The organism is Myroides odoratimimus, assembly GCF_001485415.1.
GTDB lineage: Bacteria > Bacteroidota > Bacteroidia > Flavobacteriales > Flavobacteriaceae > Flavobacterium > Flavobacterium odoratimimum.
The window spans coordinates 1-25,818 of record NZ_BCMQ01000007.1 but is presented as its reverse complement, the minus strand read 5'-3'; the positions used below and the strand labels follow the sequence as shown (position 1 = coordinate 25,818).

General features: G+C 34.8%; 16 protein-coding genes and 6 tRNA genes. 7 read left to right on the top strand and 15 right to left on the bottom strand.

Annotation, left to right across the window (positions count from 1 at the left end; genetic code table 11):
* Window positions 1–179 precede the first annotated feature (179 nt).
* From typA to proS, 9 genes are all read right to left on the bottom strand, one after another.
* A complete protein-coding gene (typA, locus tag MODO_RS08620; RefSeq protein ID WP_006260349.1) occupies window positions 180–1,979 on the bottom strand; it encodes a translational GTPase TypA in 1,800 nt (599 codons plus the stop codon).
* Between the two features lie 137 nt (window positions 1,980–2,116).
* Entirely contained in the window at window positions 2,117–2,368 is a 252-nt protein-coding gene (rpsT, locus tag MODO_RS08615) for a 30S ribosomal protein S20 (RefSeq protein WP_006260350.1), read from the bottom strand.
* A gap of 40 nt (window positions 2,369–2,408) precedes the next feature.
* Window positions 2,409–2,480: transfer RNA gene (locus MODO_RS08610), tRNA-Glu, on the bottom strand.
* Window positions 2,481–2,520: 40 nt separating this feature from the next.
* Window positions 2,521–2,592: transfer RNA gene (locus tag MODO_RS08605), tRNA-Glu, on the bottom strand.
* Between the two features lie 37 nt (window positions 2,593–2,629).
* Window positions 2,630–2,701, bottom strand: a tRNA-Glu gene (locus MODO_RS08600).
* A 38-nt stretch (window positions 2,702–2,739) separates the two neighbouring features.
* Window positions 2,740–2,811: transfer RNA gene (locus tag MODO_RS08595), tRNA-Glu, on the bottom strand.
* 38 nt (window positions 2,812–2,849) lie between these two features.
* Window positions 2,850–2,921 (bottom strand) — tRNA-Glu (locus MODO_RS08590).
* A 38-nt stretch (window positions 2,922–2,959) separates the two neighbouring features.
* Window positions 2,960–3,031 (bottom strand) — tRNA-Glu (locus MODO_RS08585).
* Between the two features lie 75 nt (window positions 3,032–3,106).
* Window positions 3,107–4,582, bottom strand: coding sequence for a proline--tRNA ligase (gene proS / locus MODO_RS08580; protein ID WP_006260351.1), 1,476 nt, complete (start codon window positions 4,580–4,582; stop codon window positions 3,107–3,109).
* 103 nt (window positions 4,583–4,685) lie between these two features.
* Here proS and MODO_RS08575 point away from each other — a divergent pair, with 103 nt between their 5' ends.
* The 5 genes from MODO_RS08575 (at window position 4,686) to MODO_RS08555 (ending at window position 11,309) form a co-directional block, all read left to right on the top strand.
* Window positions 4,686–5,723, top strand: coding sequence for a hypothetical protein (locus MODO_RS08575; protein ID WP_006260352.1), 1,038 nt, complete (start codon window positions 4,686–4,688; stop codon window positions 5,721–5,723).
* Window positions 5,724–5,748: 25 nt separating this feature from the next.
* Entirely contained in the window at window positions 5,749–7,284 is a 1,536-nt protein-coding gene (locus MODO_RS08570) for an OmpP1/FadL family transporter (protein ID WP_006260353.1), read from the top strand.
* A gap of 109 nt (window positions 7,285–7,393) precedes the next feature.
* Window positions 7,394–8,245: a membrane protein gene (locus tag MODO_RS08565; protein ID WP_006260354.1), complete on the top strand. Its 852-nt coding sequence runs from the start codon at window positions 7,394–7,396 to the stop codon at window positions 8,243–8,245.
* An 805-nt stretch (window positions 8,246–9,050) separates the two neighbouring features.
* Entirely contained in the window at window positions 9,051–10,364 is a 1,314-nt protein-coding gene (gene rimO / locus MODO_RS08560) for a 30S ribosomal protein S12 methylthiotransferase RimO (protein ID WP_006260355.1), read from the top strand.
* A gap of 198 nt (window positions 10,365–10,562) precedes the next feature.
* Window positions 10,563–11,309, top strand: a complete 747-nt coding sequence (locus MODO_RS08555) for a glycerophosphodiester phosphodiesterase (RefSeq protein WP_006260356.1) — start codon at window positions 10,563–10,565, stop codon at window positions 11,307–11,309.
* 79 nt (window positions 11,310–11,388) lie between these two features.
* On the opposite strand, the gene MODO_RS08550 is transcribed toward MODO_RS08555, so the two are convergent.
* The 3 genes from MODO_RS08550 to MODO_RS08540 all read right to left on the bottom strand — a co-directional run bounded on the left by MODO_RS08550 (window position 11,389) and on the right by MODO_RS08540 (window position 18,711).
* On the bottom strand, window positions 11,389–12,858 hold the full coding sequence (locus tag MODO_RS08550) for an SLC13 family permease (protein ID WP_006260357.1): 1,470 nt from the start codon (window positions 12,856–12,858) through the stop codon (window positions 11,389–11,391).
* Window positions 12,859–13,005: 147 nt separating this feature from the next.
* Complete coding sequence (locus MODO_RS08545; protein WP_006260358.1) at window positions 13,006–16,206, bottom strand: TonB-dependent receptor; 3,201 nt, start codon at window positions 16,204–16,206, stop codon at window positions 13,006–13,008.
* A 144-nt stretch (window positions 16,207–16,350) separates the two neighbouring features.
* A complete protein-coding gene (locus tag MODO_RS08540; protein WP_006260359.1) occupies window positions 16,351–18,711 on the bottom strand; it encodes an outer membrane beta-barrel family protein in 2,361 nt (786 codons plus the stop codon).
* Window positions 18,712–18,837: 126 nt separating this feature from the next.
* On the opposite strand from MODO_RS08540, the gene MODO_RS08535 reads away from it, so the two are divergent.
* Together MODO_RS08535 and MODO_RS08530 are read left to right on the top strand one after the other, a co-directional pair.
* Window positions 18,838–20,166, top strand: a complete 1,329-nt coding sequence (locus MODO_RS08535; protein WP_006260360.1) for a sensor histidine kinase — start codon at window positions 18,838–18,840, stop codon at window positions 20,164–20,166.
* Window positions 20,159–20,836, top strand: coding sequence for a response regulator transcription factor (locus MODO_RS08530; protein WP_006260361.1), 678 nt, complete (start codon window positions 20,159–20,161; stop codon window positions 20,834–20,836). The genes MODO_RS08535 and MODO_RS08530 overlap by 8 nt, the downstream gene beginning before the upstream one ends.
* A gap of 69 nt (window positions 20,837–20,905) precedes the next feature.
* On the opposite strand, the gene MODO_RS08525 is transcribed toward MODO_RS08530, so the two are convergent.
* The 3 genes from MODO_RS08525 to MODO_RS08515 form a co-directional block, all read right to left on the bottom strand.
* Window positions 20,906–21,781, bottom strand: a complete 876-nt coding sequence (locus MODO_RS08525) for a tetratricopeptide repeat protein (RefSeq protein WP_230486187.1) — start codon at window positions 21,779–21,781, stop codon at window positions 20,906–20,908.
* Window positions 21,732–22,322, bottom strand: a complete 591-nt coding sequence (gene def / locus MODO_RS08520) for a peptide deformylase (protein ID WP_006260363.1) — start codon at window positions 22,320–22,322, stop codon at window positions 21,732–21,734. Before def ends, MODO_RS08525 begins: the two co-directional genes overlap by 50 nt.
* 81 nt (window positions 22,323–22,403) lie before the next feature.
* Complete coding sequence (locus MODO_RS08515; protein ID WP_059050958.1) at window positions 22,404–25,640, bottom strand: AsmA family protein; 3,237 nt, start codon at window positions 25,638–25,640, stop codon at window positions 22,404–22,406.
* Window positions 25,641–25,818: the final 178 nt, after the last annotated feature.

Below are 25,818 nucleotides of genomic sequence, written 5' to 3'. Positions count from 1 at the left end.
TTCATTTTTTTAAATAAAAATGTCGTATTAAGTCAAAAAAGCTCTTCTCATAAGGATACTTCGTGAAATATACAAAAAAACAAAGCACCAAAAACTTTCTTCAATATTAAAACTTTGCAAAATAAAAAAACCGACCATCACTGGTCGGTTTTTCTTATCTCTAAAAATAATATTTTTTATTATTTGATAGTATTACGTTTACGATCTGTCTCTTTTAAGAAGATTTTTCTTAAACGTAATGACTTAGGAGTCACCTCAACGTATTCATCTTTTTGGATGTACTCTAATGCTTCCTCTAATGAGAATTTGATAGCTGGAACAATTCTAGCTTTATCATCAGCACCTGAAGAACGTACGTTAGATAGTTTTTTCGTTTTAGTAACGTTAACAGTCATATCATCACTACGTGTATTCTCACCGATTACCTGTCCTTCATAGATATCCTCGTTAGGATCAACGAAGAATTTACCACGGTCTTGTAACTTATCGATAGAATAAGGAATAGCCTTACCATTCTCCATAGAAATTAATGAACCATTGTTACGTCCAGCGATTTCTCCTTTGTATGGTTGGTATTCTAAGAAACGGTGTGACATAATAGCCTCACCAGCAGTAGCTGTTAATAACTGGTTTCTTAAACCGATAATACCTCTAGAAGGAATTAAGAATTTAATAATCATACGATCACCTTTAGGCTCCATACTTAACATCTCACCTTTTTTCAAAGTAACATATTCTACAGCACGTCCAGATAAGTTCTCAGGAATATCAATAGTTAATTCTTCTATCGGCTCACATTTAACACCATCAACTTCTTTGATGATTACCTGTGGTTGTCCGATTTGTAATTCGTATCCTTCACGACGCATTGTCTCGATCAATACAGATAAGTGCAATACACCACGTCCGAATACCATAAATTTATCAGCACTATCCGTTTCGTTTACACGTAGAGCTAAGTTTTTCTCTAACTCTTTAGCTAAACGATCTTTGATGTGTCTAGATGTAACGTATTTACCTTCTTTACCGAAGAATGGAGAGTCATTAATAGTAAATAACATACTCATTGTTGGCTCATCGATAGTGATAGTTGGTAATGCTTCTGGGTTTTCGAAGTCAGCGATTACGTCACCGATCTCAAATCCTTCGATACCTACTACAGCACAGATATCACCTGCGTGTACTTCAGATACTTTTTTACGTCCTAATCCTTCAAAAGTATGAACCTCTTTAATTTTAGATTTAACAGTTTTACCGTCTCTCTTAATTAAAGAAACATTCATTCCCTCTTTTAAAATACCTCTATGTAAACGACCAATAGCAATACGTCCTGTAAATGTAGAGTAATCTAAAGATGTGATTAACATCTGAGGAGTACCTTCATTCATTTTAGCAGCTGGAATATGCTCTAAAACCATATCTAATAATGGTTCGAAAGAGTCTGTTGGTTTTTTCCAATCATCAGACATCCAGTTGTTTTTAGCAGAACCATATACAGCTGGGAAATCCATCTGCCATTCTTCTGCTCCAAGTTCAAACATTAAGTCAAACACTTTCTCGTGTACTTCCTCTGGAGTACAGTTTTCTTTGTCTACTTTGTTAACAACCACACATGGTTTTAAACCTAAACTAATCGCCTTTTGAAGTACGAAACGAGTTTGAGGCATTGGTCCCTCAAAAGCATCTACAATCAAAAGAACACCATCAGCCATATTTAAAACACGTTCTACCTCTCCTCCGAAATCCGCGTGACCTGGAGTATCGATAATGTTAATTTTTGTTCCTTTATAGCTTACCGAAACGTTCTTAGAAGTAATAGTAATACCTCTTTCTCTTTCGATATCTTCGTTGTCTAAAATCAACTCTCCTGATGTTTCATTCTCACGAAATAATTGACAGTGGTGTAAAATTTTATCAACCATAGTAGTTTTACCGTGGTCAACGTGTGCTATAATAGCAATATTCCTAATTGGTGTCATATAGGGATTTTAAAATTAGAATTTCTTTCTCGCTGCAAATATATTCATTTAAAAATGAATAGTATCAACAAAAAAAGCTCTCAGTATTGAGAGCTTGATATTTTTTACTTACAAACCAAATCGTTGTCTCTATAATACTATAAAGCAGCAACGTGTTTTGTTAATTTTGATTTCAAGTTAGAAGCTTTGTTGTCATGAATGATATTTTTCTTAGCTAATTTATCAATCATAGAAACAACTACAGGTAATTTAGCAGCAGCATCTTTTTGATCTTCGATCAAACGTAAAGCTTTGATAGCATTACGAGTTGTTTTGTGCTGATATCTGTTTAATACTCTTTTCTTTTCGTTACTTCTAATTCTTTTTAAAGCTGACTTATGATTTGCCATTTCTTAAATATTTTATTAAGTCTATACTATTTTTCTCTTGTAGTCCGTAGGGGAATCGAACCCCTGTTACCAGGATGAAAACCTGGCGTCCTAACCCCTAGACGAACGGACCAATTAATTGTAATAAATAAAATTCTCAAAAAGAGAATCTGTAGTCCGTAGGGGAATCGAACCCCTGTTACCAGGATGAAAACCTGGCGTCCTAACCCCTAGACGAACGGACCAATAATTGTAATATATAAATCCCCAAAAGAAGATCTGTAGTCCGTAGGGGAATCGAACCCCTGTTACCAGGATGAAAACCTGGCGTCCTAACCCCTAGACGAACGGACCAATAATTATAATCTATAAACTCTCAAAAAGAGAATCTGTAGTCCGTAGGGGAATCGAACCCCTGTTACCAGGATGAAAACCTGGCGTCCTAACCCCTAGACGAACGGACCAATAATTATTTATATATTTTTTAGTCAAAGAACTTTTGTAGTCCGTAGGGGAATCGAACCCCTGTTACCAGGATGAAAACCTGGCGTCCTAACCCCTAGACGAACGGACCAATTTGCATTAGATAAATCCTCTTTAAAGAGAACTCTGTAGTCCGTAGGGGAATCGAACCCCTGTTACCAGGATGAAAACCTGGCGTCCTAACCCCTAGACGAACGGACCATTTGTTTCTCTAATGCGGATGCAAAACTACAATAAATTTTTTATCCCGCAAGAGAAAAACAAAAAAAAATGAAATTAATATGCTTTTGCAAATAATACTCTACCCTTAGAAGGCTTGCCTGTTAGCACACATATTCCCTCTTCCTCTTTTCTATCAATTGGAATACAGCGAATTGTAGCTTTTGTAAGGTCTTTGATCTTTTCTTCTGTCTCAACAGTACCATCCCAGTGTGCAGAAATAAATCCTCCCTTACCTTCTAGCACTTCTTTAAATTCTTCAAAAGAATTCACCTCAGTGATATGCTCAGCTCTATAATCGTAAGCTTTCTTAAATAAGTTACTTTGGATAGTCTCTAATAGATCTTGGATATATTCTACGATACCCTCTTTAGACACCACCTCTTTAGTAAGCGTATCACGACGTGCAACTTCGAAAGTTCCATTCTCTAGATCTTTAGGCCCTACAGCTACACGCACAGGCACTCCTTTTAGTTCGTACTCAGCAAATTTCCATCCTGGCTTATATGCTGTACGATCATCAAATTTGAAAGAAATATTTAATTTCTTAAATCTATCTGTAATCTTTTTCACTTCCTCACGAATAGCATCTAACTGCTCGTCAGTTTTATGAATAGGTACGATAACTACTTGTATAGGTGCTAAGTTTGGTGGCAATACTAAACCATTGTCATCAGAGTGAGTCATGATTAATGCTCCCATCAGACGAGTACTCACTCCCCATGATGTAGCCCATACGTGCTCTTGTTTCCCTTCTTGTGAAGTAAACTTAACATCAAATGCCTTAGCAAAGTTTTGTCCTAAGAAATGTGATGTACCCGCTTGTAATGCTTTACCATCTTGCATTAGTGCCTCAATACAGTAAGTCTCAATAGCTCCTGCGAAACGCTCATTCTCTGTTTTGAATCCTTTTACTACCGGAATAGCCATAAAGTTCTCTGCAAAGTCTGCATATACGTCTAACATTTGTTCTGCCTCTGCCACAGCTTCTTTCTCAGTAGCATGCGCAGTATGACCTTCTTGCCATAAAAACTCAGCTGTTCTTAAGAATAGACGAGTTCTCATTTCCCAACGAACTACGTTCGCCCATTGATTCACTAAGATTGGTAAGTCACGGTATGACTCAATCCACTTTCTATATGTATCCCAAATAATTGTTTCTGATGTAGGACGTACGATTAACTCCTCCTCTAACTTAGCATCTGGATCTACCTCTATCGTTTTTCCGTCTTCTCCTGTTTTTAATCGGTAATGAGTTACAACTGCACACTCCTTAGCAAATCCATCTACGTGACTTGCCTCCTTACTAAAATAAGATTTGGGGATAAACAAGGGGAAATAAGCATTTTGGTGACCAGTTTCTTTAAATTTCTTGTCTAACTCTGCTTGCATCTTCTCCCAGATAGCATACCCGTAAGGCTTGATAACCATACATCCACGTACACCTGAATTCTCTGCCAAATCTGCTTTGACAACTAATTCATTGTACCATTTAGAGTAGTCCTCACTTCTTTTAGTAATATTCTTGCTCATTTTTAATATATTAGCAGTTAAAATTGTTTAACTCTTAATTAACTATAATAATTCCACAAAACTAACTAAATTTGTTTTGACCGACAATTAAAAAAACAACGAAATGAAAACAATTATCCAAACTTCTAGATTATTAAGCAAATTAGGTATGTTTTTGCTTATAGGAGGATTAACTGTTTCTTGTGGTTCGTATTATAATACCTCTTATCACGATGGTATATATAGTCAAGGTGAGAATACTCAACAATATCGCAACAATCAAAATCCTGACGCTAATTACTATGCGGAGTATTTCAAGTCAAAAAGTGACGAGTTTGAATATTTCACTGATGTAAATCAATATACTTCACCAGTCAATGACAGTGTTATTCAACACAAACCGAAACAAGCTGTATCTTACGGCTCTTGGGGTACTGAGCCTAGCAGTGTAAGTATTAATTACTATAATAATAGTTACGGATACCCTTACTATGGATATGGTGGCTATGGTTATCCATACTATGGCAGTTATTGGGGTGGTTATTACGATCCTTTCTATAGCCCATACTATTGGGGTGGTGGATTTGGTATGAGCTTCGGTTGGGGCTGGGGCGGTGGATACTATGGTCGTCCATGGGGTGGCTATTATGGCTATCCTTATTATGGAGGATACTACTCACACAGACCTAATTACTACTATAATAATGTAGCTTATCCTACAGGAGGAAGATCTAGCTACACTAGATCATCATACAACTCTAACAACGGATATAGAGGGAATAGCAACTCTGCCTATACAAGAAGTAGCTACTCTGGAAGAAGTAATAGTAACTACTCTAATAGCAGTAGATCGAGTTATAGCAGATCAAGCTACCAAACGAATAATAGAGGAAACAGCAACTCAGGTTATAACAACAACTCTAGAAGTTCTTACTCAAGATCTTCTTACGGTACTAGTTCATATAACAACGCTCGTTATAACAATAACTCTTCTAATAATAGCAATAGCAACTATAATAATAACTCCAGAAGTTCTTATTCACGTAGCAGCTACTCTACCCCTTCTTCTTCATACTCGCGCAGTAGTGGAAGTAGTTACAGTGGAGGATCTAGAAGCTCTTCTAGCGGTGGAGGTAGTTCACGCAGTAGTTACAGTAGATAATATATAAGTAAACAAGACAGAAAAAATGAACAAGTATTTTTATACATTAGTAAGTTCTATCTTACTATCCGCAGCAGCCTATGCTCAAGAAACTGCACCTACAGATGTCATGAGATATAATCAATCAGATCTAAATGGTACAGCTCGTTTTAGAGGAATGAGTGGAGCTTTTGGTGCAGTAGGGGGAGATTTATCTGCCACGAATATTAACCCGGCAGGGGGAGCTATATTTAATTATAATACAGCAGCTTTCAGTTTATCTTATTTAGCTAGAAACAATAAAGCTAACTACTATGGTAATAATACGTCAAAAAACTATGATGGTCTAGACTTAGGTCAGATGGGAGCAGTATTTGTTTTTAACAACTACAATGACAACGCTACGATGAAAAAGTTCACGATAGGACTTAACTATGAGAGCACTAAGAATCTAAGAAACGACATCTTATTCAGAGGAACGAATACACACAATAGTTTAGGAGACTATTTCCTAAACATGGCTAATGGAGCTAAAGTACCCCATGGTATCGCACAACCACAAGCTAACTCTGCAGAGCAAGCCTATATGTATGCTGGTCATAATGGAGGGTTCGTAGGACAACAAACCTACTTAGCACACGAAGCATGGTTAATCAATAAAGGTACACAAGACGGAACATATACAGCGAACTATAATCAAAATAGTCAGTATAACCAAGCTAGAACATTTAGCAACAGCGGGTTCACAAACAAGTTTGCAGCTAACTTTGCAGCACAACTTGGGCAACGATTCTACGTAGGAGCAAACCTGAATATTCACGTAGTAGATTACACTCAGAGCAGCCTTGCTCAGGAGACTATCGCTACACCAGGAGGAAAAGGATCTATTCAGTCAATGAGTTACTTTAATGAAGTCTATACTTATGGGACAGGATTCTCATTTAATATAGGAGCTATTGGACAGATTACGGAATCTTTAAGAGCAGGTCTGGCATACGAGTCACCTACTTGGTACTCTCTAAAGGATGAATTAATCCAAGGGCTTTCTACATCTCGTGTAGGTGAGAATAATGCTGTAGTAGATCCTAGAGTAGTGAATGTATTCGATCGTTATAGACTGAGAACCCCTTCTAAATACACAGGGAGTTTAGCTTATATCTTTAAAGATAAAGGACTGATTAGTGTAGATTATACATTCAAAGATTATAGCAATAACGAGTTCAGACCTACAGGTAATGATACTTACTACGGCTTAAACCAAGGAATCAATACCATGATGACAGGAGCAAGTGAAGTACGTGTCGGAGGAGAATACATTATCAAGCAAGTAAGCTTAAGAGCTGGATATCGCTTCGAGCAGAGTCCTTATAAGAAGGATTATAAAATGTATAGTGACCTAAATGGCTACTCTGCAGGTATCGGATATACTTTCGGTAGTTCTCGTTTAGACTTGTCTTATTCTAGAACTTCACAGTCTTATAATTCTTACTTAGTTGATACTACAGGTATAAATCCTTATAAGCCTGCTAATATTAAAACGACAGATAACTTTGTAAGTTTGACATACAACATTAATTTCTAATTAGATTAGAAGTTTAAGTACTTAATCTCTTTATCGGATAAACTGATAAAGAGATTTTTTTATTATACCTTTGCAGTTCGATTTTTATAAAAATAATAATAAGCAAATAATGAAGTATATTTTTAAACTTTTCGCTGCAATATGCTTGCTTGCTACTGCTACAAGTTTTGCTCAAGAAGGTGTAACTACTCCTCTGCGTTATACAGATTCTAACAAAGGTAAATTCTACATTTACTGGGGAGGTAACCGCGGTACTTTCAGTAATTCTGACATTCGATTTAGAGGTGATGACTATGACTTCATCTTACAGAATGTAGAAGCATCTGACAAACCTAAAGGATGGCATATCGACTACCTTAACCCTACTCGTATGACTATTCCACAAACGAACTTAAGAGTAGGTTACTTTATCACTGATAAATATAATATCTCTTTAGGAGTTGATCACATGAAATATGTAATGGATCAAAACCAAACAGTAGGTATCTTAGGATACTACCCTGGTCAAGGTTCTTACGGAGAAACTATCCCTGGACACCCTAACCAAGTAAATCTAACTGAAGATTTCTTAATGTTCGAACACACAGACGGATTAAACTATATCAACGTAGAGTTAAACCGTGTGGATGACATCTCTAAACTTTTTGGAGTATGGAACACAGATAAAGTTCAGATCAACTTAACTGAAGGTGTTGGAGCTGGTATTGTATTCCCAAAAACAAATACTACTTTATTAGGTAAAGAAAGATATGACGAATTCCACGTTTCTGGATTTGGTCTATCAGCTAAAGCAGGTCTTAACGTGACTTTCTTTAAACACTTCTTCGTTCAAGCAGAGTTAAAAGGTGGATACATTGATATGTATGATGTACGTACTACAGCTAGCAAATCAGATAGAGCTATGCACAACTTCTGGTTCGGAGAAACAATCATCGTATTCGGTGGTATCTTTAGATTATAATAAAGACACATAAACAAACAATATACCGAGAGGCTATCATTTATTCGATAGCCTCTTTTTTATTCTCATCATTTACCACACATACCGTATAAATAGAACCTCAGCACTATTTGTTCGTTTAGACCCCCTACTTTATCTCATGATATAGTCCAAAACGAAGACTAAATTTATTCTTCTTCATTTTCTCTTTTACTTCTATTTATTGATCTATTTCGCCCCTTAAGAATCGTTTTATAGTAATTTATCCCCTTTATTTTACTCCTTTTTTACTCAAAACCAGTTTTCCCCCTACTATCACTATCCTTTTCTTATAAAAAATTATATCTTTTTTATACTCATATCGAGAACAAATAACAATAAAAACCTAAATATCAAATCATTACTAAAAAACACCCTTTTATTACCATTCAACCTTAACACCTCACTATCCTACTAAAAACAAGCCTTCATACCTATTCCTTCAACACTTCTTCAACATTTCCCCAAGATTGCTCTAGTTTAAAGCACTTTTCTTGAAGGAACATTGAAGAGGTGTTGTCGCAATATTGAAGGGGTAAATATTATTCTTAAGAAACAGGACTCTTCAAAATCTTTAGGTGTTTCGTAAACACCTAAAATTAAAAGACAACGATGGCGCTGTACAATCAAATCTTATCTCTTACATCGATTGATTTATATCCCTCATAAAATCAAGGTTCTAAAACAGAATGCTTATAATTAGACTACTAGATTCACATAATTATACTAAAGCGCTTAGTTTGTAGCTAAAAAAAATGTAATTTTGCAGTCCAATTTTTTTAAATCAATGAGAACCAAAACTTTAAAAAAGAATAAAATCAACGTAATTACTTTAGGTTGTTCAAAAAACGTTTACGATAGTGAAGTGTTAATGGGACAATTAAAAGCAAGTGGAAAAGAGGTAACACATGAGGCTGCTAATGATGAAGCTAATATTGTGGTGATCAACACTTGTGGTTTTATTAATAACGCAAAAGCGGAATCAGTAAACACAATCTTAGAATACGTAGAGAAAAAAGAGGAAGGTATTGTTGACAAGGTCTTCGTTACTGGATGTTTATCTGAGCGATACAGACCTGATTTAGAAGCTGAAATCCCTAATGTAGATCAATACTTTGGTACGACAGATTTACCTTTGTTATTAAAAGCATTAGGAGCTGACTATAAACACGAATTATTAGGAGAGCGTCTGACGACTACTCCTAAAAACTACGCTTACCTTAAAATCGCTGAAGGATGTGACCGTCCTTGTAGCTTCTGTGCTATCCCTTTAATGAGAGGAGCACACGTATCTCAACCTATCGAGAAATTAGTAAAAGAAGCTGAGGGATTAGCTAAAAACGGAGTAAAAGAGTTAATCTTGATCGCTCAAGATTTGACTTACTACGGATTAGATTTATACAAAAAGAGAAACTTAGCAGAGCTATTAGAGAACTTAGCGAAAGTAGAAGGTATCGAATGGATCCGTCTTCACTATGCATTCCCTACAGGATTCCCTATGGATGTATTAGAACTAATGAAGAGAGAACCTAAGATCTGTAACTACCTAGACATCCCTCTACAACATATCTCTGACAATATCTTAAAGTCTATGCGCCGTGGTACTACACAAGCGAAGACTACTAAGCTATTAAAAGAGTTTAGAGAAGCTGTACCAGGTATGGCTATTCGTACGACATTGATCGTAGGATACCCAGGAGAAACAGAAGAAGACTTCCAAATCTTAAAAGATTGGGTACAAGAAATGAAGTTTGAACGCTTAGGATGTTTTACTTACTCTCATGAAGAAAACACACATGCTTATTTACTAGAAGACGATGTTCCAGAGGAAGTAAAACAAGCTCGTGCAAACGAAATCATGGAAATCCAAGCACAAATCTCTTTTGATCTAAACCAAGAGAAGATAGGACAGACATTCCGTTGTATCATTGATAGAAAAGAAGGTACTGAGTTTATAGGACGTACTGAGTTCGATAGCCCAGACGTAGATAACGAGGTAAGAATAGACGCTACTAAACACTATCTGAAAATAGGTGAATATGCAGATATCCACATCGATAGTGCTTATGAGTTTGACTTATTCGGTACACCAGTAAAATAATATTTAAAAGCTGTTCTTCACTGAACAGCTTTTTTTGTACCTTTCTTTTAGAATCTAAAAAATTATTTAATCATACCGTCTCTGGCTTCTCTCCTATCAAGGCGTTTATTTTAGTTTGTTTACACAACAATAATATTAAGGTAAAGTTGACAATACATAAAACATTCATCTTTGTCCTAATCAATTAAAACAGATACCATGAGATTCCAAAAGAGACTATTAGTTTTATGTTTAGCTATGAGTTCATTTGCATTTGCACAAGATAATAAAGTATTGCGTATCGCACATAGAGGTGCTATGGGGCACGTAACGGAGAACACAGTAGAATCTGTACTGAAAGCTGTAGAGATGAAATCTGATGCAATCGAAATAGACGTTTTTAAAGTAAAAGATGGCGCTCTAATGGTACATCATGATGATACCTTAGAACGACTAACGAACGGTAAAGGAAATATCGAACAATATACTCAAGCAGAACTACAAGCGCTACTAGTAGATGGTAAATATAAAATGCCTACCCTAGAAGATATTATTGCTGCTATCAATAGGAAAGCGGTATTAAATATAGAACTAAAAGGAGCGAATACCGCAGAAGGTACATACGCTATCATCCAACAGTTCAAACAAAAAGGATGGACGAATGCAGACTTTATCATCTCTAGTTTTAAATGGGATGAATTAGAAAAAATAGCTGCTCTAGATCCTAATTTAGACATCGCTGTACTGACTTCTAAAGAGCCAGCTGATGCTATTAAATTTGCACATAAGATCAAGGCTGTAGCGATCAATCCTTACTTCAAAACATTGAATGAGAAAAACGTGAGTAAAATCAAACAAGCTAAGTTAAAAATATATCCATATACTGCGAATGAGGAGAAAGATATCCAACGTCTAAAAGACTTAAAAGTAGACGGTATCATCACCAACTTCCCAGAGAGAATATAATACATTTTGGTTAGGTTATTTTAAGCAGAAAGGCGTATTCAGTGTGAATACGCCTTTTATTTTATTCGTTATTTATACTTTATATTGCTTCAAAGAAACCTGTGAAATACTGTAAGAATAACACCCATAAGATGATAATCGTAGTACCTAATATCGCTCCAAATAATCCACCGAGTACGAAGTCCTTTTGCTTCAACATCCCTGTACCAAAGACAATGGCATTAGGCGGCGTAGATACTGGTAAGAATAATCCACACGAAGAACAAAGTCCTACCACTAACCCTACCGGTAATAACTGATCTGTAGGTAGTACAATAGCGGCAATATTAATCACAATAGTAGCTGTAGCAGTACTACTCATAATATTAGAAAACAACACTGTCACTACTGCGAAAATAATCATCATCACGATCATATTAAACTCCATCCCTGCTAAGAACTGAGAGTAATATGGTGCTAGTAGCTCTTTAATAGCCATCCCTAGAGATAACCCTCCCGCTACTAGCATCAAGGTATCCCAAGGCAATCTGCGCACGTCCTCTGCTGTGATAATCCCCAACATCGGCAAGAACATAATAGGCACCATCGCGGCTCCTGCTGTAGGTATATGTAATCTACTTCCTAACATCCACATCAATACTGTCACTCCTAAGATGATAATAACGGCTAGACGCTGTAAGCGCATACTATTCGTCATTTCTAAGGCTTTGTTTGCAAACGAAACATCTAATCCTTTTACCTTAGAAGTATACTTGCGCACTACAGCATACCAGAATGTTCCTAATAAAACTACGGCTGGTAAGAACCCTAATAACAACCACTGAGAAAACGTAACATCGAATCCTTTAGATTTCAATACGTTCACTACGATTAAGTTAGGAGGTGTAGATACCATACTCATCATCCCTGCAAAGGTAGCAGCAGCTGGAATACTGACTAAGATAGCCTTAGACATATTAGAGTCTTTCCCCTCTCTATCTATCAAGGGCATCACTGAAGCTAATACCATAGCAGCAGTCGCTGTATTCGAGATAATCAAGGATAGAACTGAAGTAACAATGATAATACCTAATACTAGCATATTAGGATTAGAGCCAAAAATAGAAATGGTCTTCTTAAACAACGACAAGTCAAGATTGGTCTTCCGCATTCCTTCACTCAAGAAGAAACCTCCTAAGAATATCCAGATCACACTGTCTGACCAGGTATCTGATATCTCCTGGGGCGAAATCGTGGCTCCCTGTATATTCCCCATGGTATAGACGAGAAAACCTATAATCATAATCCCTACCGCAAAGGGAGGAATGGCTTCTGTCGCCCAGAGTAATATAGAGAATATTAAAATAAACATGGTGTATTTCTGAGCTTCACTAAAAACATCTGGAGCTAAAAAATAAGTACCTAACAGTGCAGCGACTAAAGAAAAGAAGAAAATACCTACCCTCGTTTTGATATTCCACATATTCCACGAAGCCTCTATTAGAAGCTCACTGTAGAATCGGATACCCGTTCTAATCTTCCTAATCTTGTCAAAGTAATCAAATTCCATATTCTTGTATTTAACCTTTAAAATTACAACAAATTAGTACATCAAGCCACTTTTACTATTGTATAATAAAAACAAAAGTGGAACTCTGACGAGTCCCACTTTTAAGAATTAGTGCATTAACCTGATAATCTATTAACTATGAAAGCATTAATTAAAACTATATTTTAACCCTATTTGTATTTGGTATGGGTTTCCTCTATTGACAGGAGTCCCTTTTGTATTTACTCTATAATTAAATTGTTGTGTAGCTTGATCAAAACCTGGTAAAGCAGCTGTCTCCCCTTTCTTAGGTACCCCTAAAGCATATAGAGACTGCGTTCTCATAGATTTATTCACTCCCCAATCTTTATTCAATAAGTTCGCTACGTTAAATACATCTGCTGATAGCTCAAACTTGTGTTTCCCTTTAACATGGAAAGTCTTCGCTATACGCAAATCAAATACACCATAGAAGCTATTCTTTCCTCCGTTTCTCTCTGCTATTTTACCATAGCTATCTTGGATATAATTTTTAAGGCTACTGCTTACTTCTGGATTATCCATAATCGCTTGTAATCCATCCTTAATATGCTGTGGAGTCTTAGGATCATTGATATCAAATACATACGCTAAGTCATTATTACCACTAACAAAATCTCCATTCGTATTACCTCCTGATAATAAGCTATATCTCGTTCCTCCAATACCAGAGAATCTCACTCCTACATTCACTCCGTAGAAACTAGGTGCATTACCATACACTACTAACTTATGTCTAAAGTGATTATCAGAATAGCTCATCTTGCTTAAATCTCTAGGGTCATCTGCTACTGGTAGTCCTAGTGTAGCCGAGTTAGCTACGTTTCCATTATAAGAAGTATTGTCCTTAGTAGAGTTCCAAGTATAACTCACTGCTATCTGTCCATCTCTGTAATAGTTATAATTCGTGTCAAATACTAAAGCATAGTTATTTACTTTTCCTTCACTTACTAACTCTAATACACGACCTAGTTGGTTTGATTTTCTACCTTGTTTCCAATCAGAAGCACCGTTCGCTAAAATAGTTTCTGCAGGGACGAATACACCTCTTCCTCCTTCATTGTCTAAAGTAAAGAATGGTTTATCCACCATATTTCTATCTTTATAGAAGTAGTTATTACGAGCTAAGTTCATATACCCTGTCACACTCACCTTAAATCTACTGCTGAAGAAGTGTGTATACGATAAGTTAGCCTTATACACCATCGGTACTTTTGCATCTTTTCCTGTGAAGTTGATTGTGCTTAACTGATGTTGAGTCAAAGAAGGTATTGTGTTTTTATCTTTTCTATAAGCTTCAAAGTCTGGAGTAGGTACATCAGCTCCCATTACATCCACAGTAGCTAGCTTACTTCCATCAAAAGTAAGGTTGTTAATCAATGCATAGTTATTCACATCCGAACCAAAGATACCTCCACCTAGACGGATATAGTCTGTATTGTTCTCATTGATATTCCAATCAAACTGAATACGTGGCTGTACAATCAAAGACTTAAAGTTATTGTCTGTTCTTAGTCCTAGCTCATCATATACTAACTGGTTAAACTTAGCTGTCGGATACTTCGCATAATCTAAACGAAGCCCTAAAGTCATATCTAAACCAGGATATAAAGAAGTCTTCATTTGTCCATAGATACCCGCATTTAATATATTCCCATCGACAGTAAGGTCATCTACTAAAGGTACTTCTCTATAATATCTATAAGGTCTTAGATTCTCAAAGCTATCCATAGATGAATATCCTAGAGCAGGATCATTATTAAAATGGAAACGTCCATTCACTTCACTACCATATACTGACTTAGAATTAGTCTGCATCACGTCAACACCGAAAGTATAGTTTACTTTATCTGTGTTATAGTATAAATTATTTACAACCTGAAAAACATTGTTGGTGAACTTCTCTTGTGCAAAACGGTGTCCTCCCAACTGTATATTCGCTGAGCGCACACCTCCTCCAATATTAGAAGTTACGTTCTCCACAATAGCACGTGGTATATACCATCCTGGTAACTCTGCACTCTGATGACTATCCTGGAATGTATATAAGTACTGTACTTTTAACTCATTAGTCAGCTTAGGACTGATATTCGTTCTTAATGTAGCTAATAAACTGTTGTCAACACTCTTATCTGTACCATAAGATTCGTATAGATTAATCTGTGTGTTATCTCCTAATCCTAGTGGATTATAGTCATATGTAAGGTTATTTCTAACCGTCAATAAGTTGTTCTCGTTAATCTGCCAATCTAAACGTAAGAAGGCTGCATCAGAGTTTCTTCTCTTGTCAAATGTTCCGTACTGAGGATTATTAGACACACCATATTTATCACGAGCAATACCTACGAACTTATCTAAAGTCTGGTTAGTAATACCGTATCTATCCTCATCTGCTGGCCCATTAATATCTGCAATCACTAGTGATCGAGTGTCTAACTGGTGATCCCATGCTACAAAATAATGTAGTTTATCCTTAATAATCGGGCCACTTAAAGATAGTCCATATTGATAAGTAGAGTAATCTCTATCCCCTTTCTTATTTCCGTTGATATCATACGGGCTAGATAACCAATCTGCACGCATATAAGAGAACATCGAAGCTGAGAACTCATTGGTTCCAGATTTAGTCACTGCACTTACGGTTCCTCCTCCACTTCTTCCTAATGTCACATCATACTGATTCGTCACTACCTGAAACTCACGTACTGCCTCCATAGATACAGAATATGGAGCACCACTTCTACTAGTAGTCGCCCCTCCTGATGTAGGATTCTTAGCAGTAGTACCATCTATCGTAAAGTTAATAGAAGATCCTAGTTGTCCTCCTATAGACCCTCCATTCGATAAAGGTGATAAATCCGTTAGGTTAGCAAAATTACGTCCGTTAATAGGTAAATTCTTTATAGAGCTTGCTGTAAAAGTAGTCGCTGCCCCCAAAGACTCCTTCTGATTCTTTAAGCTCTTTCCATCAATAACGATTTCTTCTAAATGCTGATCATCTAATCCAATAACAATATCTACGAATACATTATCACCTTGGTTTACGTAGTACCCCGTTTTTTTTACTTCTCCACCAGTCTCATCCTGTGTAACAACGATATAAGGACCTCCTAATGGAATTTCTTTAAAGACAAACTCCCCATTAGCATTCGTCTTAGTGCGGGTGGTAAATCCTGTAGAGGTATTTCTAATCATAACTTCTTTTCCCTGTTGGATCGCATTATCCTGTAATACGATCCCTTGGATAGAAGCTTGTGTGGTTTGAGCAAAAACTTGTGCACTAAATAAAGTCGCACATACCAAACCTGCTAATTGTAATTTTTTTTTCATTTACGTTACTACTAGTTGATTAATGAAGTCAAATCTATTCTTCCATTATTATCTCTAGATGTTTAGTGCGTAAAGAAATTGTCATTTTTAAATTCAAGAATTCTAAGAGTTATTATTAAAGTGTTAACTCATAGTCATCTTATACTAAAGTCTGTCTTTTTCTGTCATCTCTATTTCTTTAGAACTGTATTTTACCTTTTGGTTTCCTAAATTATACTTTAAAGAAATAGCAAAACCTTGTGTATCGCTATAGTCTTTAAAGTAGTTATTTTGATTCGCATAGTTAGTACTAATGATCTGTCTGTCACTACCAAAAATATTATACACATACAAATTAGCAGATAACTTATTCTTCAAGAACTCTCTACTCATGATAAAGTCTGTACGCTGATAACTACTTATTCTAAAAGTTCCTTGTACACCTGGTGTATAAAAACTATAAGTCAACATCGCTTTCCAATTACTCTTTTTTTCTAAAAGTGCAGAAGCATATAGTTGCCCTCCAAAACCGAATGCATCATTCTTATACAACTTCTTATCTAGACCATAAAAGTAATCTTCCTTATACTCTAATCTTAAATAGCTATTTAGAGTCAGCCACTCTCCTACTTTATACGGCGTGTTTAAACTCATCCCTGCTACCTGTCTCTTATCTATATTTGTATAGTGATATACTAATGTATTAGTAGCATCCTCTTGATATGATATTTCCATAGATGGATTCTGCTCTCTCTTATAGTACATCTCTAAACTCCACTCTTTATAATCATAACTCAGACTAAAATTATGACTGATTGTTGGTTTTAAATCAGGGTCTCCTTGAAAGTAAGAAAACAAATTATAATAACTCTTCGCTGGGTTCATCCAAGAATACGAAGGTCTGTCAATGCGCTTGCCATACGAAAAGCCCAAATGATGATCGTCTGTTACATCATACTTCACATAGGCTGTAGGAAATAACTTAAAGTATGACTGTGTGTCACTCCCTACCCCTGTGCTCTTCGTCTGAATGCCTGTGTACTCTCCTCTCAATCCTGCTTTAATCTGCCATTTATCCCATTGCTTCGTAAATGAAGTATATCCTGCCCAGTTGATTTCTTGATAATCATAATCGTTACTCTTGTCTTTATTAGGATTCCCTGTTTTAGTATCAAAAAAGTCTAATGAATATAAAGCTTTGACAATACTATACTTTCCTCCTAACTCCCACTTCGTTGTTTCTTTATCTATCGTATAATCAATACCAGATACAGCTAATCGTGTACGCGAGTTATCTTTCGTTGCGAAAAAGCGTTCAGTTGGTACTTGATTTTTAAAGTTTAATTCAGTTCGTACATCTTGGTTATCTTTCTGGTTATCATACGTAAAATAAGAAGACCATAATAAGTTTTTCTCTTGACTAAACTTCTTGTCTAACATAAAATACCCTGTGTACGTATCCATATTAGCACGCTTCTTATTAAAAGTAGTATAGTTAGATTCTACAATCCACTCTTTATTATAGATTAATGTAGGGATGACATAATCACCTTTGGTTTGCTCATTAATATAGCCATCCCCTCCTAATGTCAGTGTCAATGTACTATCTACCTTTACATCCATCTCCGCATTAAAACTATGTCTTCCTCTCATCTTATTCATACGAGTCAGGTCTGTACTCCAACGCTCTCCGGTCTCATAGATAACGTTGTCTTCATTATAGCGTACTCCTGATCCTTTTGTATAAGAATAATTTCCAGATAAATTCACTTTATCACCAGAGTAAAAATGTTGTGTACCTAAGGTGTTAACTGCATAGGTAGTTTGTTTAAAACGATCTGTTACACTCCCTTTATATCCTAAGTTTACGTTCTTTTTTAATTTAATGTTCAATACTGTTCCCCCCTGAGCATCATACTTAGCAGGAGGATTAGTAATAACTTCTACAGCCTCTACCTGTGTACCATCTGTAGATTCAAGCATCTCTTTTAACTGCTCTCCTGTCAGCATCACCTTTCTATCGTTAATCGTCACCAATATACTAGAGCTCCCACGGATACTTAGGTTATCTCCTATCGCATTGACCCCAGGTGTTTGTTTCAGAATATCCCACGCATTCGTAGTCGCTAATGGTGTGTCTTGCACATTAAATACTAATCTGTCTATCTCTCTTTTTATAGTAGGACGCTTAGCGGTAATCATTACTTCTTCTAAAATAGCATTATCTTCTGCTAACTCTACTACAGCTGAAGTGGTACCTAAAGCTATCGTCTGAGATTTAAATCCTACATAACTAAATTCTAATTGGGTAATCAATGTATTAGCGTCTAAATCATAAACACCTTGTTCATCTGTATAAACAGACTGTACTATCTTGCCATCTGCATCTTTAGCTACAACAGTAACAAAAGCCAATAATTCCTTTTTATTGTCTATTACTTTTCCTTTGATCTGAGAGTTTGTTGTTTGTGCATTTACTAATACACTTAACAATAATATGCTCCATAAAATAAGTATGCGTACCATAATTTCATTAATTTTAAACAAAGGTGCTGTATTCAGAAAAAGAAGGCGGTTAATGAACGGTTAATGAACGGTTAACAGCAAAAGCCTCTTGATGTATTACTCTCTTTTTAAAGTATATTTGTGTATATGAAAAAGCTAAATTCTAAATATTACTTAATCATCTTTTGTTTGTTTTATATACTTCTTGTAGGGGTAATGATTTTTTATTTCATGCAAGCAGTTAAACTAAAACAAAAAGAAATAAGTAGTATCTCTCATCAAAAAATGGATGATTTACTAGAGGAGCATTTCTACAAAGAAATTAGCTTAACAAAAGAAAATTTACTGTATACTTCTTTTTTAGACCTACTGCAGCAAAAAACAACCTTAGAAAATATCAAAACAGACTTTACTTCTGTCCTAGACAAGAATAATGAATTGTTTACAAAAAAGATAGACAGTACGTTCTCTACCTTAGGATATGAAGTGGCTGCAAAAATAGTTATCAAACAAGTAGTTATACATGATAGCAAAGAGGAGTTATTAGATAAACCTTTTGTCCTTTTAGAAACAAAGCGAAAACTGAACGCTCCCCAAAGAATAAATACTTCTGAATGGGAAATTAATGAGACTAGTATAAAGGATGAAGGTGATACATGCACAGAATGTCCTGATAGTTATAAACTACATATCACTATTTACCAAGAAAGATTTATAGAGGTAACTAATTATTTAAGCTTAACACTAAGGCAGTTATTTCCCCTTTTAAGTGGTTCTATTCTAATCTGTGTTTTTATTCTCATATTATATTATACTACTTATAAAGCTATCAAAAGAAAGGAAAGAGAAATAACTAATCTCTACAATATGGTAGATAATGTCTCTCATGAGTTTAAACTACCTATCGCTACTCTAAAATATGGTTGTAAGAATCTGTCGAAAGAATATGAGTCTCCTACAGTGAACCTTCTACTCCGTCAAGTAGATCGATTAGACCGATTACAGAATAGCCTTAATCCTATCCTATCAGATGAAGAAGAAGGTTATAAAAAAGAAGATGCTTTAGTACTGATAGAGGATATCCAAAACCTGTATCCTGAAGTACTATTAGCTATAGAATGGAATGCTAAAGATGAACTAAATCTCTCTAAAACTAAAATAGAAACTGTACTTCTTAATCTATTAGAAAACAGTATTAAATATGGTGGAACAGAGATTAAATGTATTATCTCATCAGAAGCTAATCAGTATACTATCACAATTATAGATAACGGAATGGGTATCGCTAAGGATAAACAGAGTGATGTCTTCAAGAAATTCTATAGAATACGAGAAGGCAATATCCATAATACCCAAGGACTAGGCATCGGATTATACCAAGTACAACAAATAGTAAAATCACTTCACGGAAGTATTAATATAAATAGTAAACTACAAGTAGGGACTACTTTTAAAATCACAATACCTTATGTATAAATTGTTATTAGTAGAGGATGATATTGATTATGGTACAGTTATCCAACAGTATTTAGGTATCTGTGGTTTTGAGGTAAAATGGTTCACTACTCCAGAAGAAGTTATAGATACTGTAACACAAGAACACTTTGACTTAGCGATATTAGATATTATGCTCCCTCAGAAAGATGGTTTTACCTTATCGAAAGAGATTAATACGGTATTACCTAACTTGCCTTTCTTATTCTTAACAGCAAAGAACCAAAGTATTGACCGCTTAATGGGGTTAAAGTTAGGTGCTGATGATTATATATCTAAAACATGTGATCCTGAAGAACTAAAGCTTCGAATAGAGAATATCCTAAAGCGAACTGCTGTACCAAAAACAGAACAGTACTTATTAGGCAGCTATACTTTTAATCCTATACAGCTAAAGCTGAGTCATCCCTCTGAAACGATACGTCTGACAGAACGAGAAAGAGATTTATTACTTCTATTAATCAGTCATAATGGTGATATTATCTCTCGTGAAGAGATCTTACAGAAGCTTTGGCCATCTGCAGACTACTTTAATGGACGTAGCTTAGATGTATTCGTCACTCGCTTGAGAAAATACTTTCAACACGATGAATCAATAAGTATCCTGAGTTTAAGAGGGGTTGGTTTTGAGGTGAACTTATCCCTTAAATAAGCTTGGTACTACTCCGTAGTAGCAATATAAAAAGGGACTGCGAGTAAGATCACAATCCCTTTACTTATTCTATTTATCTTGAAAACGTTTGAGAAAAGTCTCGTTCAGTTTTCCTTTATCTTTGATTCTGCTTAAAGCTTCTAAGGCTTTCGTTTTATAACTTTCATCCTTAGTCTCTTTAAATAATTCGTCTGAAGCAAGTGCATAATTAGCATTAAAGTCATCTAGCGTATTAAAAGTAGTTTGGCACTTATCTAAATATTCTAAACCTGCCTCATACTGAGTATCCGCTATAAAGAGTATTCCCTTCATTAAATATACTTCTTGCTGTCGTTGCTCCGTCCAGGTATTCTCTGTTATATACAACTCTTCTGCAATACTTAATTTTTGTAGTCCATTAGCAATGTCTCCTAAAGAAGTAGCAGTAAGTCCTATTCCATAATATCCATCAGGGTCATTGGGAAAGTCCTTGATCAATTCTTCGTATTTCTTTCTCGCTAAACCAATATTTCCAACTCTTAAAGCTGCTTCTGCTAATTCCTCTTTAAACACTGAATTACTCTTACTAGCTAAACTATCAGCATAGTAATAATACGTTACTGCGGCTTCGTGTTTATTTTGTTTAGTTAAAGCCACTCCAGTGAAGAAATATGCATCACAAAGTGTTTTATCTCTTTCTATTAAACTAAAAAACACTTTACCTGCGATATTATAATACTTAGGTGAATTAAGAGCTTCTAAGCCTACTTTATATAATCGTTCTACTTCTGCATCATCAGATGGACAACTAAGCTCTAAATCATCATAAGAACACTTATAATCAACAGTCTGAGCATAAGTAAAGTTATACGTAAGACACCAAGTAGTAAAAAGTAGAAATACTACAATCTGTAATTTATCTCTGGTAAACAATCTCGCTGGTAGGAGATGCATTATAATATTCATTATTTTCTTGTTCTTTAATACGATCAGTAAACAACACTCCATTCAGGTGATCAAATTCATGTTGTATAATGACAGCTGTAAAACCTTCTATCACTTCTTGGAAATGCTCTCCACTTAAATCATAGTAAGTAATCTGAATAGCTAAGCTTCTATATACTTCTCCATATTCATTAGCAATAGATAAACACCCTTCTTCTCCTCTTCTCAATATTTTAGAATACCATACAATCTCTGGATTAATAAAGAATTCGAATGGTTCTCCTTTTTTATCCATTCGTTGCACTAGAAAAACTCTTCTATTGATACCTACCTGAGGTGCTGCTATCCCTACTCCAGGTTTCTCTTCATTGCGAACAGTTTTATACATTCTCGCAATCAGATATTTTAAGTTCTCATCTGTCGGTAATACTTCTTCACATCTCATTCTAAGCACTTGTTCTTCCACAGGGCTATCTACCTGATAGACATGCATTGGTTCTTCTACAGTACTTTGTTGTATAAGAAGATTTTCTATATCGTTTAACTTGGTGTAAGTATTCATTTTATTTTGTTTTACAAGTCAAAAATATAACTTAAATCACATATAAATAAAAAAAGCCCAGAGAATCTCTGAGCTTTTTACTTATGCCGACTTAGGAAGACTATCAGGGGCTTGTACTTGCAGTACCTCTGGTAGAGCAGGGATAGAATCATTCACTGATTTTACATCTGTACCTTCATCCTCATCTTCGTCATCATCCTTTGCTCCTTGTCCCAATACTTCACTTGCTTTATATCTACCTAACTTAATTTTAAAATCTTCTGCATTACCTGTTATTCTCATTGGTATTCCTATAATACCTAATGGAGGCAATCCCAATCTAAATCCAATATTTAAATCTCCATCTAAACTTACTTGTCCCTCAAAACGTGGCCTAAAACCAGCCATCTTCATTTTAGTTCGTTCAATAGTCATTACATTATCTTTAATAGATGATTTAATATTAACGTCAGATAATGTTCCTTTTTCTAACGATTTAGCATCCGTCTTATCTGCAATAGCTCCTAAAAGTTTAAATCCTTTAAAACTAATATTTGCTAATGATAATGTACCTTGACCTTCAATGCTCTTCATTACAGGGAACATACTACTGTTTAATTTCCCTTTCAAACTATAATCTAAAGAAACCGTTCCGTAAGCATCCTTCGCCATTGTCACCATTTCTCTAAACAAAGTAATTTCTTTATATGCTCTTTGAATATCAAATTCAGAAGCTTTTAAATGATAACTAAACAATGCACTTCTATAACCTGTTGGTTCATAAGTTCCATTCATAGCAACATTTGTTCCTATCAAATTAAACTTAGTATCTTTCAAATCTATACCTCCTTTAAAAACAACTAGATTACCTGTAAAGTTTTCAATATTGTATTCTGTGTATTTAATCTTATCAGCTACAGCATTAAAGGCAATATTAATGTCTTTAGGAACCTGAATAACACCTGCGTTAGATGTATTTGCTGTTGTGACATTACTAGTTTTATTATTTGCAAACATCATAAATTCATCAACATTCATATAAGGAGTTTGTAAATCAAAGTTCCCTTTTAAAGTATCTCCTTTCAGCATATAACCAATCACATTCGTCAAGTATCCATTCATAGAAAATTTAGAACTACCATAAGTAGCTTCAAATTTCTCAAACTTCATCTTTTCTTTATAGAACTTGAATACTCCTTTTTTAATATGTAATGGTTTTGGGAACATCTCAGAAGTCACAGTTATATTGTCTACTTCAAATTTCCCACCATTCTTTAATTTATCAAAATCTCCTTTTACAGCATCACTTTGTAATCCACTTAAGAAAAGACTCGTTAATAATCTACCGCGTACATCTATTCCATCAATCTTAAACAACTTATATAGGTTACCTATATTCAATGTTCCTTTTGACTTCACATTATAATTTAAGTTATTTAAATTATACAAACTAGCAGCTAATTGGAAAGGTTCTCCTGCTATTTTAAAGTCAATTGGTAAGACTTTAATTGTTAAGTCATGTAGAGATCCACGCTTACTCTTAATGATCGTATGAATCTGAATATTCTCTATTGGTAAGTCAGGTATACGTTTAAATTGAACATATCCATTGACAAACTTAATTTCAGAATCAATTACAGGGAATAGTTTACGCTTTGGCTCGTATGTTCCCTTTATACTACCCTTTGCATCAATCACACCTCTAAGCACAATATCTTCTATAGGTATGAATTCCTTTATATTCTCTAAGTCCACTTTAGCATCTACATCCGCCTCAATATTGTAATCACGTAGATTCTTTAGATATATATTACCTTTTATAAAATTACTCATAGCAGATAACGAAATATCAGCAATTCTAACAGAAGTATTTTTATAATTAGAATCCTTAGCTGCTATATCAAAGTTAAAGTTAATAGCTTCTAATGCTTCTGGTAATTGTTCTAACTTAAAATATCCATCTTTTATAGATCCTTTTAAATCGAATTGAGGAATACTAGTGATAGTACTGTCTCTATATACCTTACGTAAGGTTCTTCTTTCAATAATACCTTTAGAGTAAGTTCCATCAAAAGCTCCATCCAAAGCTAATTCACCACGCATAGCAAATCCTTCAATACCTATTGCTTTTTGAAATAAATCAAGATTAACTATTGAATTTATCTTTCCTTTTGCATTGATAACGGTCAAGCCCTCAACTTCTGCATTGATATCAGTATGTTTATTATCTAAATCAAAAGCCAACTTATTAATAGACACTTTTCCTTTTTCTATATCTAACTTTGGCATTGAATAAGCAAAGTCAAGTTCTACATTTTCTAAAGGCTTACTAACTTGTTTATTTTGTATAAATCCATTCTTTAACTTCAATGATAAATCTACATTAGGACTTAAAGTATCAACAATAACATATTTACCTTTTAATAAAAACTTACCATTAACATCTCCAGCAAATTTAGTATCATCCAACCAATATTGATACTCTGGTGGTATTACTGATAACAGTTGTTCTAGAGTAGCATTCTCTGTTTTAATATCAAAAAGCATATCATAGCCATTCTCAATAAAACCAAAATGTCCTTTAAAATCAACAGGTAAACCTTTAATACGTAAGTCGTTCTTTTCAAAGACAAATGTTAAAGACTTTGTATCTACTTTAGTTTGAAGCTTAGCTAAAATAGGTTTTTCTTTCACATAGTGAACTCCATCAAAATTCAAATCAAAAGAATGTATACTTGCTTTACTCAACAAATCAAATACATCATCGCTCATATTTCCTTGACCAACATAATCAAAATCAGAAGCTATGAAACTCAACTTACTAGCTAAATCATTATAGATTATTTCTGCATTATCAATATGAAGTTCGTCAATCTTTAATTCAAGACTCTCATCGCTTTCTTCTTTTTCATCTGATGGTACAAAAACATCATAATTTGCTTCTCCTTTTTCTGTAACATTAATGTGAACAATAGGACTATCTACGTATATTCTATTAAAAGCTAATTTACCACCTACTATACTAAAGATATCGACACCTAAACTAACAGATTTAGCTTCAAATAAATGATCAGAATACAATGAATCTAATTGTACACCAGCTATACTAGGATTAACTACTGTAGCTGTTAATAAAGGAAATCTATTATAAAATGATAGATCAATTTTCTCAAAGTCTACTTCTCCCTTGATGGATTCTTTCATTAATTCCTTTACCTTAACATTTATTTGATCTGCATAAAATACTGGTACAATATACATTAGTGCTAATACTAATACACATAATACTCCAATGCCTATTCCTAATCTAATAAGAATTTTTTTTACAGTTTTCAACATAGCTTACTTAATCTTCAATATGCGTACAAAGTAACATCTTTTTTTCGCAACTTTAACAAACTTAAACAGAAATATAGTACAACATCTTGTCTGCAGAAACAAAATATGACTAATCCATATAAACAAAAAATCCCCAACCTCATACGAGATTGGGGATTCTATAAAGAAAGGCGGCGAC

Excerpts from the sequence above, each read along its gene's own strand:
- MODO_RS08570 (WP_006260353.1), top strand. The coding sequence starts at position 5,749 with ATGAACAAGTATTTTTATACATTAGTAAGTTCTATCTTACTATCCGCA.
- MODO_RS08515 (WP_059050958.1), bottom strand. The coding sequence starts at position 25,640 with ATGTTGAAAACTGTAAAAAAAATTCTTATTAGATTAGGAATAGGCATT.
- MODO_RS08530 (WP_006260361.1), top strand. The coding sequence starts at position 20,159 with ATGTATAAATTGTTATTAGTAGAGGATGATATTGATTATGGTACAGTT.
- typA (WP_006260349.1), bottom strand. The coding sequence starts at position 1,979 with ATGACACCAATTAGGAATATTGCTATTATAGCACACGTTGACCACGGT.
- MODO_RS08555 (WP_006260356.1), top strand. The coding sequence starts at position 10,563 with ATGAGATTCCAAAAGAGACTATTAGTTTTATGTTTAGCTATGAGTTCA.
- MODO_RS08550 (WP_006260357.1), bottom strand. The coding sequence starts at position 12,858 with ATGGAATTTGATTACTTTGACAAGATTAGGAAGATTAGAACGGGTATC.
- MODO_RS08545 (WP_006260358.1), bottom strand. The coding sequence starts at position 16,206 with ATGAAAAAAAAATTACAATTAGCAGGTTTGGTATGTGCGACTTTATTT.
- rpsT (WP_006260350.1), bottom strand. The coding sequence starts at position 2,368 with ATGGCAAATCATAAGTCAGCTTTAAAAAGAATTAGAAGTAACGAAAAG.
- proS (WP_006260351.1), bottom strand. The coding sequence starts at position 4,582 with ATGAGCAAGAATATTACTAAAAGAAGTGAGGACTACTCTAAATGGTAC.
- MODO_RS08535 (WP_006260360.1), top strand. The coding sequence starts at position 18,838 with ATGAAAAAGCTAAATTCTAAATATTACTTAATCATCTTTTGTTTGTTT.
- MODO_RS08525 (WP_230486187.1), bottom strand. The coding sequence starts at position 21,781 with ATGAATATTATAATGCATCTCCTACCAGCGAGATTGTTTACCAGAGAT.
- MODO_RS08575 (WP_006260352.1), top strand. The coding sequence starts at position 4,686 with ATGAAAACAATTATCCAAACTTCTAGATTATTAAGCAAATTAGGTATG.
- def (WP_006260363.1), bottom strand. The coding sequence starts at position 22,322 with ATGAATACTTACACCAAGTTAAACGATATAGAAAATCTTCTTATACAA.
- MODO_RS08565 (WP_006260354.1), top strand. The coding sequence starts at position 7,394 with ATGAAGTATATTTTTAAACTTTTCGCTGCAATATGCTTGCTTGCTACT.
- rimO (WP_006260355.1), top strand. The coding sequence starts at position 9,051 with ATGAGAACCAAAACTTTAAAAAAGAATAAAATCAACGTAATTACTTTA.
- MODO_RS08540 (WP_006260359.1), bottom strand. The coding sequence starts at position 18,711 with ATGGTACGCATACTTATTTTATGGAGCATATTATTGTTAAGTGTATTA.